Raw genomic sequence first — 14079 nt, 5'->3', positions numbered from 1 at the left:
GCAAGTGATTAATTGTGAGGAGAACCTTACAGAATTACTACATGAAAGAGGAGATAAACATGCTATTAAAAAGACCAGCAACAAAGAAGATTAACATCATTGATTCAATTATGGGGAGTGGGAAAACTAGTTGGGCAATTCAGTTCATGAAAAACGCACCAGAATATCGAAAGTTTATGTATATTACCCCCTTTATGAGTGAAGTACAACGAGTAATTAACGCTACTAATCGCGGCTTCCAACAACCTGAGGTTGATTGTAAAGGAGAGACAAAGCTAAGGGATATTAAACGTCTTATTTCAGAAGGGAAGAACATTGTTTCTACACATTCACTTTTCAAGAATATAGATCGTGAAACCATTGACTTATTAGACATGGAGAACTATACATTGATTCTTGATGAGGTTATGAATGTTATTGAACAAGTAGATATTTCAAAAGATGATCTCAAAGTGCTAACAGGAAAAGAAGTTATACAAATAGACACCAATGGTGTTGTTCACTGGAATCAAAGTGATTATAGAGAAGGATATTTTAAGAATCTAAGGAATTCAGCTAATTCGGGAAATTTAATGATGTACAAAGATAAAGGAAAAGAACCAAGTGCACTATATCGGACGTTCCCTGTTGAAACATTTAATTGTTTTGAGGAAGTTTTTATTTTGACCTATATGTTTGATGGACAAATCCAACGTGCGTACTTTGATCTATTCAATCAAAATTATGTATATAGATCAATTGTAAAGGAAGGGAATAGGTATAAGTTAGCACCATATGTGTCATTTAAAGATGAAGATCGTACATATTTGAGAGAATTAATTAATATTTACTCCCTATCTCCTAAAGATAAAAAGGATATGAATAAGATGGGGGAAAAACATAATTATTTTAGTGTGTCCGATTTGAAAAAGAAAGCGAAAAGTAAGGAAGCTAAGCAAGTTATCAAAGCTAATGCTTATAACTTCTACTACAACAAGTGTAACGTATCTACTAATGAAGTCATGTGGACTACCTTTAAAGAGTTTAGAGATGTTTTAGCATCTAGAGGATTAAAGGATCAGTTTGTAAGTGTAAATGCACGTGCTACAAATGAGTTTCAGCATAAGAGTGTATGTATCTATTTGGCTAACATTTATACAAACCCTATGGCAACACATTTCTTTCATAAGCATGATGTACAACTTAATGGTAACTTATTCGCATTATCAGAACTGTTACAATGGTTGTTTCGTAGCCGTATTCGTACAGGACAGCCAATAGATGTTTATATTCCCTCTAAGCGAATGAGAACTTTACTGGAACAGTATCTTAATAATGAGATTTAAAGATTTCTTTTACTCTTGTTGCTTAGTAAAGAGAAGCTGTAACCCTTGATAACACTGGGGTTTGAGGGTTTTTTCTTATAAGAAAGATATAATTATAAATATAAAAGAGTATCACTAATAACATTACAAGGGATAGCCTAAAAACCAACTATCCCTCTCCATGTGATTAGTGCAATTAATAGAATGATATTTGTATATTAGTTATAGCTGGTGTGGGAGTGAAACGAACACACCCACGTAGCGTAGCGAAGTGTATTTAAATAGATAAGATATGAAAGACCTATAACATTTACATTGTTTTGATCTAAGTATAAATAACAGGAGTGAGATAACTATGGAGTTAGAACGCTACTTTTTCCGTCCATATAAAAAGAAATACAAAGGTCATTGGTATTATCGCTGTATACATTGCAATAAGGTTATATATGTTCCTAAAGAACCTGATGGTGGATATTATACTTGGGGCTGTTGTGACGAGTATGATAGTTGGGTAGGTGGTATGGTTTGTTCTAAGGTATGTATAGAAGAGATTGATCAAGAATATAAGAGAAGAAGAGGATGGGCATAATGCCTGTCCTTTTGTTGTTTTAACAGAATTAATTAAACGTTAATCAAAAATATTTAGTTTTCATGTCCTATTATGAGATGAATCTGCAAGTACTTAAGTGAAGGGGATAGCAAGGCTTCCTCAAGAACTAATTAATTATTACGGAGGTAAGGATAATGAAATTTAATAAATGTGAACAAGAAACGGTTATGGTTTTTGATATGGAAAAGGGGTGTTGGTGTTGTTTTACAAATGTACCTAGTCATATTCAAGTGTTTACTTCAAAGGTAATGGAGGTTTCAGGATTGATTACAATTTTAGCAGAACATGAAGGTACACCGACTGCGATTCAAGTGAGTCTCTTTAAAGAAGATATAAACCTAAGAGAGGCACTAAAAAAGCAATGTGTAATGAGTGAGGTGTAATTAAAGAACTTTAGTTATTCTTGAAATGTTTTTTCACACAATAGGAGAATAAAGAAATCAACCTGACGGTATCAAATATTCCCCATGCTTACAGGTGAGTGGATTTTTTGATATGCGAACAACTTAAAAATATGTACAAAGGGATGATAAGATTGGCACTAATGGTTACAAACGCATTTAGCGTAAAATTGGCAGATAAGGACGTATATAAAATACTGTATCTAAACAAGGTGAAAGGTTATCAGCCTTACCAGCTAGAGACAATGTTTCCTGTTACTAAGGCAACTATTAGAAGTATTGTAAACGGTAAGAGTAGAAAAGATTGTTATGTCTTGTTTATGAAATATAAAGATAGTCACAGTGAAGAGTTTATGAAACTAGTTGAATAGTGACTAGCATAATTTTAATAGTATATGAACCCTCTCAGATTATTTCTGAGGAGGGATTACTATATATCGTAATTTCATAAATCTTATGTGTAAATTCAGCTATGGAATGCACAATCGGTGAAATGTTAAAAAACAGTATTCATCCCTTGATACGACTGCATTCATTAGAATTGATTAGTTGTGCTTTTCTGTGCAATTGTCACTTTTTCGCTTATATGCCCTCTTTGTATAGTCGCCTCAGAATATTTTTATGCACAGGGGAACAACCAGAAAAGAGGCTACCAGTATTAGTTGTTAGCCTTCTTTTTAGCCCTAATAAGTGTACTTTTACTAATACCTGTGATTTCCTCAACTTGCTTATATGAATGGGCTTCTAGTAGTCCTAAAGCGTGTCCTATTTGTTTTTTGCTGAATTTGTTTGGTCTACCTTCCCTAAAGCCGTCACGCTGTTTGGCAATGGCTTTTCCTTCCTGAGTACGTTCTATAATTAAGTTCCTTTCCATTTCTGCGACTGCTAATAATGTAGTTAAAAAGAACCTTCCCATTGTCGTATCTTCTAATAGTCCCACATTTAAAACATGAACTCTTACACCTTTAGAAAATAGTCCTTTTACGATCTCAATTCCCTCAACAGTGTTTCTTGCTAATCTATCTAGTTTAGTGACAACTAATGTATCACCTTCTTTTAGGGTTGAAAGAACTTCTTTTAATTGTGGTCTATCAGATTTTGTTCCTGTAAACTTCTCAGAGTAAATATTGTCACAGCCTTCATTTTTTAATGCGGTTAATTGTACCTCTAATTCTTGTGACACTGTACTTACTCGTGCGTATCCGTATTTCATTATGTAATAGCCCCTTTTTATGGTTCATTTATGAAACTAAGTTATGACACCTTTTGATACCTTGATAATATAGCAATGACGTTTCGGTGTCAATACTATTAAGTTATGGACCTTTCAAAACATTAATATAAAGAGGTATAAATTTAGTATTATTGTAATTAGTGCTATAATATTTAATTATTGGTAAAAAATAATTGGAAGGGGAATTAGAATGTCTATGGAATTACCTATTACAGAGATTATTGGTTTTACATGTCCTAAATGCAATGTAGAATTTTCAGCATCGGCTTTAATTCAAGATCTGGAACATGTGAATTCGGACGAACGAGGCATGGGGACAGAGAACCAATATGATTTTATAACACAAGTACAATGCACAAATTGTAAACATGGATGGGATGCGGAAGGGGAACTTTGGGAATATCCTTCTGGTGCTATTAACTTAATCGAGATTAAATAAAGAACACAGGCTTCACTAATAACTAGTGAGGTCTTTCTTCATGATATTGATTACTCCTATGATTCAACACAATTGAAAGAGTTTTTTGAAACGAAGAACAGGGATTTGTGAAACATCAAAAGTTAATAATTTTTAAAGCTATATCAATTAAAAATATTCGTATTAACAAAAAATTTATAGGAGGTAACTTCATGAAGTTAGCTGAAATTGAAATCGAAAACTTTAAGGGGATTGGAGAAGCAGTAAAAATAAAAATTGATAATATAGTTGCTTTAATTGGCAATAATAATGTTGGTAAAACGACTATACTTTCAGCTTACGAAGCTTTTGCAGATAGTAGTACAAAGTTAACGGAAAAAGATTTTTATAAAGAAGACACTAATAATATACCAACAATTACAGGTATTTTTGTAGATGTACCTAATGGAATTGGAATAGGTGAACAATGGATTCATGATGATGAACATCTTAATTATAAAAATTGTATAAAAGTTAAATATGTATGGGAAGGAACTAATCAAAACAGGAAAAAATATTCATATTTACCATCTGATGATAAATATGTATTAAATGGTACAGGCGGCTTTGATACTATTCTTTCGAGTAAAATTCCTACACCGATAAAGATTTCTCCACTGGAAGATCCTTTAAGCCTACAAACGAAAGTATTAACTATAATAAATGAAACGATAAAAGCAAATGTAAATGAAAATCAAGGTGACTTAGAGAACTTAATGCGACAGATTGATTTATTAACTCAAACGATTAAGCAAAATATTTCTGATGAAATAGACACAACTACAAGTTTAATTGCTGAACAATTAACAAGAGTATTTCCTGAATATAATAAAGTAGAAATAGACATTCAACCTAGTAAAATTGAACCTGATAAGTTAATTGCTTCAGGAAGTATGATTAGGTTAGGGAATGTTGGAGAAGATGGGACATTAAATCATAGTAGTCCTTTATCACATCATGGTACAGGTCTGCAAAGAACCTTTTTGTGGTCAGCTTTAAAAATGTTAGCGGAAACTGGAAATTTAAAAAAGGGACGTAATACAATATCTACTACTGCACCGAAAATTCTTCTTATTGAAGAACCTGAAGCTTTTTTACATCCTAATGCGGTAAGAGAAGCCCGAGAAGCCTTGTATTCAATAGCAGATTTAGATGGTTGGCAAGTAATGACCACAACACATTCACCAATGTTTATTGATTTAACAAAAGACCATACTACCATTATTAGAATTGAAAAAGAGGGGGATAACAGAAGAACCATTAAGACGTTCTCTACTGAAGAAGCGAATTTTACAGATGATGAAAAAATGAACTTAAAAATGCTAAATTATTGTAACCCATATTTTAATGAGTTCTTTTTTGCGAAAACAAATTTGTTAGTTGAAGGAGAAACTGAATTTAGTGTTATTAAATTAGTACAAAAAGAGATTTCTTTAGATTCAGATGTACATATTTTAAATTGTCTAGGTAAAGGGAATATTGTAACAGTTTCTAAAATATTGAACCATTTTAAAGTCCCGTACAGTATATTGCACGACTCAGATAATCCTACAGTATTGAAAAAAGTGAAAGGAGTAGATGTTAAAACTAAAAACGGTGCGTGGACAAATAATTTAAATATCTTACAAGAAGTCAACAATGGTAAACAATTGGGTATTGATATTAAACTATTTGTATCTGTACCTAATTTTGAAGGGGAATTTTTAAAAACTGAAGGAAAGACTTCGAAACCTTATGAAGCATGGAAATTCTTTAGTGAACAAATTAGCATAGGGGAAAATTACGATATTAGTAAATTTATTGAGTTTCTGGAGTATTCTTGTAAAGTACCATCAGTAGAAAGTAGTAGTTTGGAGTATAGTACATTAGATGAATTAGAGAATAAGGTTAAACAATTTATAGTGGAGAATGAATTATCAGAAGATGTAAATTGGGATTTAAATCACTATAAAGGAATTGTAGTAGTATAGGTTAATATATTTTTAATAAGCCATCCAACATCTTGAATTGAAGTTGTTGGATGTTTTTTATTATTTATTTACTATTAAATACCAACACATATGAGTGAGGGGACGAGATAACGTAGTATCAAGACTTAAATCCAATCATAAGTGTCAATCAAAAATGTATCGTTAGGAGATAGAGAAAGAGGGCTGTATAATACGACTGATAGACCATCACCTCAACCAGAAAAAGAGAGAATAAGAGGGATAGGAAACACAGAATAAAATGAAGAACAGTGAGTTGCAACACGTGGTATAAGGCGAGGTAGGTCAAGAGAAAAGGAATGTCAAAAAGGAAAGAAACAATAATTAAGTATGGCACACTAAATCAGTATGGGGAAGGCTAGATTTTCTTATATGGTAGAAGCGGAGAAGAGGCCTACCTATAGGGGAGACCCCTCTTCATCTATGGCGGTCTAGTGGTTATAGAATATACGTCACACCTTCAAAACTTTTTAGAGGGCGTCTCTGACGAATTTAATCTTTCTTTGATATATAAACTACTTACTCAATTCACTGCAAACTCTTTTAGAAAAGGATGGGTGGTTAAGGTTTTTGCTATTAATGATAGAACCATCTTGCTAAAAAAATTTTACTACGGGATTCAAAAACATTTTGGAGGGGATTGCTATGACAGATAAAGAGAAACAGTTAGTAGAACAGATATTTCAAGAGATGGAATCATTACAGAAGCAAATGTCTGAATTAAAGGATGCAATAGGTGATGTGGGTTCAGGACTTAAGGATATACGTTCAGAACTTAATGATGCATGTTTAGAACTTAATGGTGTACGTTCAGAATTTAATAATTACCGTTCAGTATTCAAGAGGACAGAGGCTTTATTTAAGGAAGAGTTCAGCGAGAGGGAGAAAAGTCACCGTAGTATCCAAAAACAAATGGATGAAATCATTGAACTGACTAACAAGAGGGTTTCTGTAAAAGAGGTAACAGAAGGAATATCTAGAGGTATCAAGCACTAGTGAATGTTAGGTGAACGGTCAAAGGAGAAGTGATTGAAGTGGCAAAAGTGACAGCGGAACAAATATTAAAGGTTATGGATGAAATGGACAATGAAGAAAAAATGAAGCTACTTCAAGCATTGTCTCGAAAACATTTTAGGGGCGAGTTGTCTATAGAAGAAATTCAAAGCCTGCACTATAAATTTTGGGAAGATGATAATGACGATTGTGATTTAACAATTTGCGAAGAGAGAGAGGCATTTAAAAAAATGGATGCGAAGCTTATTGAAATCCTCGGTTCGTCCGCGGGTAAATTAAGTCCTGCTTTAAAAAGTTACTTTAAGATGTCTCTTGAACGCAATCTTTCGGATGAAGAAAAGGTATTCATTGTGAAGCTAGCCTATGAATATGGTTACTTCATTGGGAGTAAAAATAAAGTAGACTAATCATAAAAGTGGGATGTTAATGATACATCTAATAGATTGTCATATAGCTTGAAACGTGCTACTATTCAAGTAGCAAAACACGCTTAATAATTGAATTTTAATTTCATGATAGATCATATACAAATGTACGTATCGTAAACGAAGTAAAGCACGTAAACCGTATCGTGTATGATATTACGAGTAAGCCACCAGCTACGATTGAGTGGGAATAGAATAAGTAGATTTAGCTAGTGAGAAATCACGATAAACGTTGATGTATTAGTGATTATCATGGATTATTAGTTAGAAAAACTGCTTTTCACGTACAACTATTTATCATCAAAATTAGACTCTCTTTTATTCGTGTATTTTATTACGAATGAAAGGGGGTTTTTTGTTTGTCTAAAATCATTGAACATATAGATGGCTTCCGAATGGATCAGGAGCGTGTTCTCATCTGTTAATCGTTCAAAGGCTTTGTCTTGTTTCGTAATTTTTTCTAGGGTACCCAACTTGACAAATGTTTTTTTATCGAACTACAATGAAAATCGTTATCAATAAGATTTTGGGGATGCTTTCATGAATAAATGGAATATATTTATTAGCTGGATTAAAAGGTTAGTAACCATAGCTTGTTAAGTCGTATGTACTTACTTGTAGTTTAGAGTTGCACAGAATGTACAACAATTAATCTCGCGAATTACAAACAAACTATTATTGAAATGAGGCGTGCATTGTGAAGTTGGACGTTAATGAGTTAGCAGAGTATCTTGCAGATAATCCTTTCCAAGTAGAAGGAGTATATCGTTATGCTAAAAATCCAGGTGTGCCTTACGCTGATTCTACAGATTCTTTTCCTGGATTTGTGTTTCCACTTACAGGGAAGACGCAATTTCAATTTAATGGTACGCCGTATACCCTTTCCCCAGGAAAAGTTATACATGGGGGTCCGAAAATGAAACTAGCTCATAAAATGCTTGGTGAAATAAACTGGGAATATATTCTTGTTTTATATCGGGTAAGCAATTCAGAACTAGAAGACTCTGACTTTTCTCATCAGCATTTTGAATTATTAACGGGACAATCTCCTCGTCTTGTTGAATTACTTATGCGTCTTTGGGATGTGTATAATCGGCGTGGAGGCATTTCGATGTTTCAGACCGAGATGCTGTTTCGCGAAGCGCTGAATGAAGCTTTATTATGTGTTGTTAATAGGCAGAACAACTATGAGTCGTATACTTTATTCGAACGGATATCTAGTTATATTCATGAATACTATTATCAAGACCTTACAATAGCTTCGCTTGCAGAACAAAATAATGTTAATCGAAATCGTCTTTCTTACGTGTTTAGAAAGCATGCAGGTATGGGACCGGCAGAATATTTATTGAACTATCGTATAAAGATGGCTCAAAAAATGTTATTTACAAGTGGTGTGCCTGTACAACAAATTGCGCAGGCTGTTGGAATCGCAGACCCTTTTTATTTTAGTAGAGTGTTCAAGAAGCAAGTTGGCATTTCTCCTACTAAATATCGCGAGAAGTTCATCAATAATCCATGCTAATGTCAACAGGCCTCCATTCTTATTTGAAAATCACTGTCCTATACTTATGGAGAGTTAAGGGAAACATTGGATTGGAGGAACTTCATATGTGAAAAATTAATGGACACTTCTGCTATTATTGGTGGTCCATTGGCTATTGAACTTACATTAGTTTTAAAAAGTCGAGAGAACTTTCATTGAAATCACTCCTTTATAACATCTGAATGAAAAGTTCTGGCCTGAGCGTTTTCTTTTTAAACGTAATGACTACTTTTTTACTTAGATTACTGTAACCGTATAGTGGGAGTCAAAAATAAGGAGGGATTATTATCCATTACCAACCTATTAAACTAAATGACGAGCTATCTAAAATTAACGATTATTGGTATCCACAAGTGATTGGTGAAATGAATGATGATCAAATTCAGGTTTTTAAAATTAGTGGAGATTTTATATGGCACGAGCACCCTAATACCGATAAGCTATTTATCGTGCTTGAAGGGGAGATGTTCATCGATTTTCGTGATGGCCAGGTGAAAATTTCTAAGGGCGAGATGTTTATTGTCCCGAGAGGCATCGAGCATAAGCCCTTCGCTGAAAAGGAATCCCACATCATGTTGGTAGAGCCTAAAAGGAAAATAGATTAAGAATTGTACTTAATATTTTATTGGCAGATAAGAAAGTGTAGAATGGGTTTGGAGTAATTGTTTAATTCAGAATTTAATGATTACTTTCCGATTTTTCTGATTAGGGATAGATGAACTCATCGCCGAAGAGATGACAGGTAATATTAAAATACAGATCGCAAAAAATCAGATGCTTTATTCACTGGTAATCAAGCAATAAAAAATAAGTTTCACCAGAATCCCTGCCAAAATGAATTAAAGGTGTAAAAAACGTTGCTATAACAATGTTTTATAGTCACCTGTACCCTTTGATTGGGAATAAGGTATATATAGTAAAAGACAGATTTATCTATACATATTGTGTAGATAAATCTGTCTTTTGTTTTTAATACGAATGAAATTATAGTTTTTCGTGAAAATGTTCGCTTTTAGATTGACACTTTTATTTTTGTGAGTTAATATGAGTACATCAATAACGAAAACATGAATATTACAGCCGTCGTATAATATCGGGAATATGGCCCGAAAGTTTCTACCTAGCTACCGTAAATGGCTTGACTACGAGGCGTTTTAATAAAAGGATACTTACATATGTAGGGACCTTTTGTTTACGGACGCTTCCATGTATATACACAATGGAGGCTTTTTTATTTCTCTTAGAGGGATGGAAAAGCAAGCTAGCGAGAAAATCGGCGAGCAAGCATATCGGGGGAAATATAGAATGAAACGCTACTTTCAATTCGATGAACTTGGGACGAATTATAGAAGAGAGTTTATTGCTGGTTTAACAACATTTTTATCTATGGCATATGTCCTATTTGTAAATCCTGCTACTCTTTCTTTAGCAAATGTACCTAACTTGCCAGAGGGAACGGGTATGGATCCAGGTGCAGTGTTTGTAGCTACTGCTTTAGCAGCAGCGGTTGGTTCGCTTATTATGGGGATTTTTGCGAAGTATCCAATTGCATTAGCACCAGGAATGGGAATTAATGCGTTCTTTGCTTATACAGCAGTATTAACAATGGGGATTCCGTGGCAAACGGCACTTTCTGGAACGTTAATGTCTGGTATTATCTTTATTATTCTTACTTTATCAGGTATTCGTGAAAAGATTATTAACGCAATTCCAGCTGAACTGAAATTCGCAGTAGCGGCAGGGATAGGGTTGTTCATCGCTTTTATCGGATTTCAAAATGCCGGAATTATTGTAAATAACGATGCAGTTCTTGTTGGATTAGGGGATTTAACAAAAGGATCAACATTACTTGCTGTTTTCGGTGTTGTTGTAACTGTTATCTTAATGTTAAAGAAGATTAATGGTGCTGTATTTTACGGAATGATTCTTACGGCAGTTGTTGGTGTTACGACAGGTTTAATTGATGCACCGAAAGCTGTAGTTGGAGCAATCCCGAGTTTGGAACCAACGTTTGGAGTAGCGATTCAGCATTTTGGTGATATTTTCACAATTGAAATGGCGATTGTTATCGTAACATTTTTCTTCATCGATTTCTTTGATACAGCAGGTACACTTGTAGCGGTAGCCAATCAAGCGGGATTAATGAAAAATAATAAGTTACCGCGCGCAGGAAAAGCATTATGTTCTGATGCGGTTGCGACTGTAGTAGGGGCGATTCTTGGTACTTCTACAACAACGTCTTATATTGAATCGTCTGCAGGGGTAGCAGCAGGAGGGCGTTCTGGTTTTACAGCAGTTGTAACAGCAGGATTTTTCCTACTAGCGCTTTTCTTCTCGCCACTTCTTAGTGTTGTAACACCAGCGGTAACGGCGCCAGCTTTAATTATCGTTGGAATACTGATGGTATCAGCTTTAGGAGAAATAGATTGGAAGAAATTCGAGTTTGCAGTGCCAGCATTCTTCACGATTATTTCAATGCCACTTACGTATAGCATAGCAACAGGTATTGCGATTGGATTCATTTTCTATCCAATTACAATGGTTGTAAGTGGACATCGAAAAGAGATTCATCCAGTTATGTATGTAATGGGAGTTTTATTCGTACTATATTTCATTTTTGTTCATAAGTAAAAGGGGTTTTTTGAAAGGTGTAGACAAGGGGAGTCTACACCTTTTTTGCGTCTTAAGAAATTCTTAAGGATTTTCTAGCTTTTTTCTTCAGAAGTTTTTCTATAATAGAAGATATAGGGGTGATAATATGGGACGAGAAACAATACTTGTTGTAGATGATGAAAAAGAGATTCGAGATTTAATTACGATTTACTTAAAGAATGAAGGATATAATGTGCTTCAGGCTGAGAATGGGGAAGAAGGTTTACGTATAGTAGAGAAGCATGAAGTTCATTTAGTTGTATTAGATATTATGATGCCGAAAGTAGATGGCATTCATATGTGTTTAAAAGTAAGAGAAGTAAAAGAGATGCCGATAATTATGCTATCTGCGAAGACGCAAGATATGGATAAAATTTTAGGACTAACGACAGGGGCAGATGATTATGTTACGAAGCCATTTAATCCGCTAGAACTTGTTGCGCGCATTAAATCGCAGCTTCGTCGTTATATGAAAATGAATGGCTTTGTGTTCCCGGATCAGAATGAAATTGAAATAGGTGATATGAAAATGAATACCGCAACATATGAAGTATTTGTTCGTGATGAAGAAGTGAAGTTAACGCCGAGGGAGTTTGCTATTTTACAGTTGCTAGCTATTAATCCTGGCATTGTCTTTAGTACAGAACAAATTTATGAAAAAGTATGGAATGAACAATCGTTTCAATCGGATAACACAGTAATGGTACATATTCGAAAGATACGTGAAAAGATAGAAGAAAACCCAAGGAAGCCGCATTACATTAAAACGGTGTGGGGAGTGGGGTACAAAATTGAAAAGAATATTTAAACCGTTTCGATATGTATTTTCTAGTATGAAGAATCTTATAAGAAGAACGATTCATGTTGTGCAGAAAAGTATTCGAATTCAGTTAGTTGTTACTTTTATTGCCTGTTCTTTATTAGGAGTGTTTGTAACAAGTAGCTTAAATCCTTTTTTTGAAAATGCCAATCAGCACGCTTATATTAATTATTCCAATGGGATGAGAGAGATCAATGAAAATGCTCGTCAAAAGGCTATGTCTTTAAGTGAACAAAATACGGTAGAAGCAATTCAATCTATGATTGATGATGAAAATGCTAGTATTGATTATTATGATAGCCAAATAAAAGTATTGATTACTGATGAGACAGGTAAGGTGCTTTATAAGACAAAACAAGCACAAGAAGAACAGATTAACTTACATGATACAATTCGTAATGCGATGGACTTTACAATTCATTATCCAGCGTATTTGGAAGGGGATATGGAGGGGACTCGTAAAGAGTTTATTGCTTTTTATCCATTGAAAGTTGCTGAACAAAGTTTATATATGTTTGTCAGTGGGCTTCCAAAGGGTGAAATACAATATAGTACATCTAGCAGTCCGGGCCCATTTTTTATAGGAGTTTTAGTGTTTATTTTTTCATTCCTCTACATAACGAAGCGAAAAATGAAGCAAATTGAATCAATGGCACATGGAATAAAAGAAATCGAAAAAGGAAACTTAGCATATCGGATTGAGAAGAAAGGTCATGATGAATTAGCTGAGTTAACGGATAATATTAATAACATGGCACAGCAGCTTATGGTGAACATTGAGAAAGAAAGAAGAATTGAGAAACAGAAAAACGAACTGATTACAAATGTTTCGCATGACTTAAGAACGCCGTTAACTTCTGTTATGGGATATTTACGTTTACTTCGTGACGCAAAGTATGAAAATAAAGAGCAGTATGATGAATATGTAAGAATTGCCTTTTCAAAATCAGAGCAGTTAAAAGCTTTAATAGAAGATTTATTTGAGTATACGAAGTTAACAAATGAAAACATTGTGTTAGAAAAAGAAACAGTATGTATTAATGAACTGTTAGAACAATTAATAGAAGAGTTTGTACCACAAGCAGAAGAAGAAGGACTTTCATTTGTAAAGAAACTTCCTGATGAAAAAATATATGTAAAAGTAGATCCAGAAAAAACAGTTCGCATCTTTGAGAACTTGCTTATGAATGCAATTAAATATAGTAAAGAAGAAAGTGAAATTAAAGTTTCTCTTCAAAGGCAACGACGTAGTATGCAAATTACAGTTTCGAATTATAGCGAAGAGTTTACACGTGAAGAATTAGAAAGTATCTTTGAGCGTTTTTATAAAAAGGATATATCTCGAAGTAAAGTCATAGAAGGGTCTGGATTGGGGCTTGCCATTGTAAAAAGCATTGTTGAATTGCAAGGTGGCGAAATTCGAGCAGAGTATGAGGAGGGGATAATTCAATTTATCGTTTCGCTACCAATAATAGAAGAATAATAAATAAGAAGTAGATACATGATAAAGAAGGGTGTAATTGAAGTCTAATTTGCCTTTCTTTATTTTTTTACAAAAACATATTGACGATTATAAAAAGAAGGTGTAATATTATACGAGTCGCTGATGCAACAGAGCAGAAAGCGAT

At 34.0% G+C, this 14079-nt stretch carries 13 protein-coding genes, 1 pseudogene and 1 riboswitch; of the genes and pseudogenes, 13 read left to right on the top strand and 1 reads right to left on the bottom strand.

The genetic code is table 11. The features are described from left to right. Positions 1 to 59: 59 nt before the first annotated feature. From BAMA_RS21155 to BAMA_RS21145, 3 genes are all read left to right on the top strand, one after another. Entirely contained in the window at positions 60 to 1325 is a 1266-nt protein-coding gene (locus tag BAMA_RS21155; protein ID WP_084158080.1) for a DEAD/DEAH box helicase family protein, read from the top strand. A gap of 334 nt (positions 1326 to 1659) precedes the next feature. Beyond that, entirely contained in the window at positions 1660 to 1893 is a 234-nt protein-coding gene (locus tag BAMA_RS21150) for a hypothetical protein (RefSeq protein ID WP_034643331.1), read from the top strand. A gap of 155 nt (positions 1894 to 2048) precedes the next feature. Then, on the top strand, positions 2049 to 2297 hold the full coding sequence (locus BAMA_RS21145) for a hypothetical protein (protein ID WP_034643328.1): 249 nt from the start codon (positions 2049 to 2051) through the stop codon (positions 2295 to 2297). A gap of 676 nt (positions 2298 to 2973) precedes the next feature. Here the strand turns inward: BAMA_RS21145 and BAMA_RS21135 are convergent. Beyond that, positions 2974 to 3528 (bottom strand): recombinase family protein, encoded by a 555-nt coding sequence (locus BAMA_RS21135; protein ID WP_034643326.1) that lies wholly within the window; start codon positions 3526 to 3528, stop codon positions 2974 to 2976. Between the two features lie 211 nt (positions 3529 to 3739). On the opposite strand from BAMA_RS21135, the gene BAMA_RS21130 reads away from it, so the two are divergent. The 10 genes and pseudogenes from BAMA_RS21130 to BAMA_RS21085 all read left to right on the top strand — a co-directional run bounded on the left by BAMA_RS21130 (position 3740) and on the right by BAMA_RS21085 (position 13934). After that, positions 3740 to 3988, top strand: a complete 249-nt coding sequence (locus tag BAMA_RS21130; protein WP_034643323.1) for a hypothetical protein — start codon at positions 3740 to 3742, stop codon at positions 3986 to 3988. Between the two features lie 191 nt (positions 3989 to 4179). Then, complete coding sequence (locus BAMA_RS21125) at positions 4180 to 5976, top strand: ATP-dependent nuclease (protein WP_051759044.1); 1797 nt, start codon at positions 4180 to 4182, stop codon at positions 5974 to 5976. Positions 5977 to 6639: 663 nt separating this feature from the next. Next, positions 6640 to 6990, top strand: coding sequence for a hypothetical protein (locus BAMA_RS21115; protein WP_034643318.1), 351 nt, complete (start codon positions 6640 to 6642; stop codon positions 6988 to 6990). A 38-nt stretch (positions 6991 to 7028) separates the two neighbouring features. Further along, positions 7029 to 7415, top strand: coding sequence for a hypothetical protein (locus BAMA_RS21110; RefSeq protein WP_034643316.1), 387 nt, complete (start codon positions 7029 to 7031; stop codon positions 7413 to 7415). A 122-nt stretch (positions 7416 to 7537) separates the two neighbouring features. Next, a pseudogene (locus BAMA_RS25465) lies at positions 7538 to 7627 on the top strand (GMP synthase (glutamine-hydrolyzing)); the annotation flags it as partial. A 503-nt stretch (positions 7628 to 8130) separates the two neighbouring features. Next, positions 8131 to 8958 carry a helix-turn-helix transcriptional regulator gene (locus tag BAMA_RS21105; protein WP_034643313.1) on the top strand — a complete coding sequence of 276 codons (828 nt, stop codon included), beginning with the start codon at positions 8131 to 8133 and terminating at the stop codon, positions 8956 to 8958. Between the two features lie 386 nt (positions 8959 to 9344). Next, positions 9345 to 9584: a cupin domain-containing protein gene (locus BAMA_RS21100; RefSeq protein ID WP_034643311.1), complete on the top strand. Its 240-nt coding sequence runs from the start codon at positions 9345 to 9347 to the stop codon at positions 9582 to 9584. Positions 9585 to 10041: 457 nt separating this feature from the next. Then, positions 10042 to 10144, top strand: a riboswitch (purine riboswitch). A gap of 140 nt (positions 10145 to 10284) precedes the next feature. Then, positions 10285 to 11610: an NCS2 family permease gene (locus BAMA_RS21095; protein WP_034643366.1), complete on the top strand. Its 1326-nt coding sequence runs from the start codon at positions 10285 to 10287 to the stop codon at positions 11608 to 11610. A 127-nt stretch (positions 11611 to 11737) separates the two neighbouring features. Then, positions 11738 to 12439, top strand: a complete 702-nt coding sequence (locus BAMA_RS21090) for a response regulator transcription factor (RefSeq protein WP_034643308.1) — start codon at positions 11738 to 11740, stop codon at positions 12437 to 12439. Next, positions 12423 to 13934, top strand: coding sequence for a sensor histidine kinase (locus BAMA_RS21085; RefSeq protein ID WP_034643306.1), 1512 nt, complete (start codon positions 12423 to 12425; stop codon positions 13932 to 13934). Before BAMA_RS21090 ends, BAMA_RS21085 begins: the two co-directional genes overlap by 17 nt. Positions 13935 to 14079: the final 145 nt, after the last annotated feature.

The sequence above is a fragment of the Bacillus manliponensis genome (assembly GCF_000712595.1).
GTDB classification, from domain to species: Bacteria; Bacillota; Bacilli; order Bacillales; family Bacillaceae_G; genus Bacillus_A; species Bacillus_A manliponensis.
Note: the sequence above shows the minus strand (reverse complement) of the source record. Positions and strands in the feature narration are given on the sequence as shown.

Bases quoted from the DNA above. Each gene is read 5' to 3' on its own strand.
- BAMA_RS21150 (WP_034643331.1), top strand. From the start codon at position 1,660: ATGGAGTTAGAACGCTACTTTTTCCGTCCATATAAAAAGAAATACAAA.
- BAMA_RS21135 (WP_034643326.1), bottom strand. From the start codon at position 3,528: ATGAAATACGGATACGCACGAGTAAGTACAGTGTCACAAGAATTAGAG.
- BAMA_RS21130 (WP_034643323.1), top strand. From the start codon at position 3,740: ATGTCTATGGAATTACCTATTACAGAGATTATTGGTTTTACATGTCCT.
- BAMA_RS21100 (WP_034643311.1), top strand. From the start codon at position 9,345: ATGAATGATGATCAAATTCAGGTTTTTAAAATTAGTGGAGATTTTATA.
- BAMA_RS21095 (WP_034643366.1), top strand. From the start codon at position 10,285: ATGAAACGCTACTTTCAATTCGATGAACTTGGGACGAATTATAGAAGA.
- BAMA_RS21155 (WP_084158080.1), top strand. From the start codon at position 60: ATGCTATTAAAAAGACCAGCAACAAAGAAGATTAACATCATTGATTCA.
- BAMA_RS21125 (WP_051759044.1), top strand. From the start codon at position 4,180: ATGAAGTTAGCTGAAATTGAAATCGAAAACTTTAAGGGGATTGGAGAA.
- BAMA_RS21145 (WP_034643328.1), top strand. From the start codon at position 2,049: ATGAAATTTAATAAATGTGAACAAGAAACGGTTATGGTTTTTGATATG.
- BAMA_RS21115 (WP_034643318.1), top strand. From the start codon at position 6,640: ATGACAGATAAAGAGAAACAGTTAGTAGAACAGATATTTCAAGAGATG.
- BAMA_RS21090 (WP_034643308.1), top strand. From the start codon at position 11,738: ATGGGACGAGAAACAATACTTGTTGTAGATGATGAAAAAGAGATTCGA.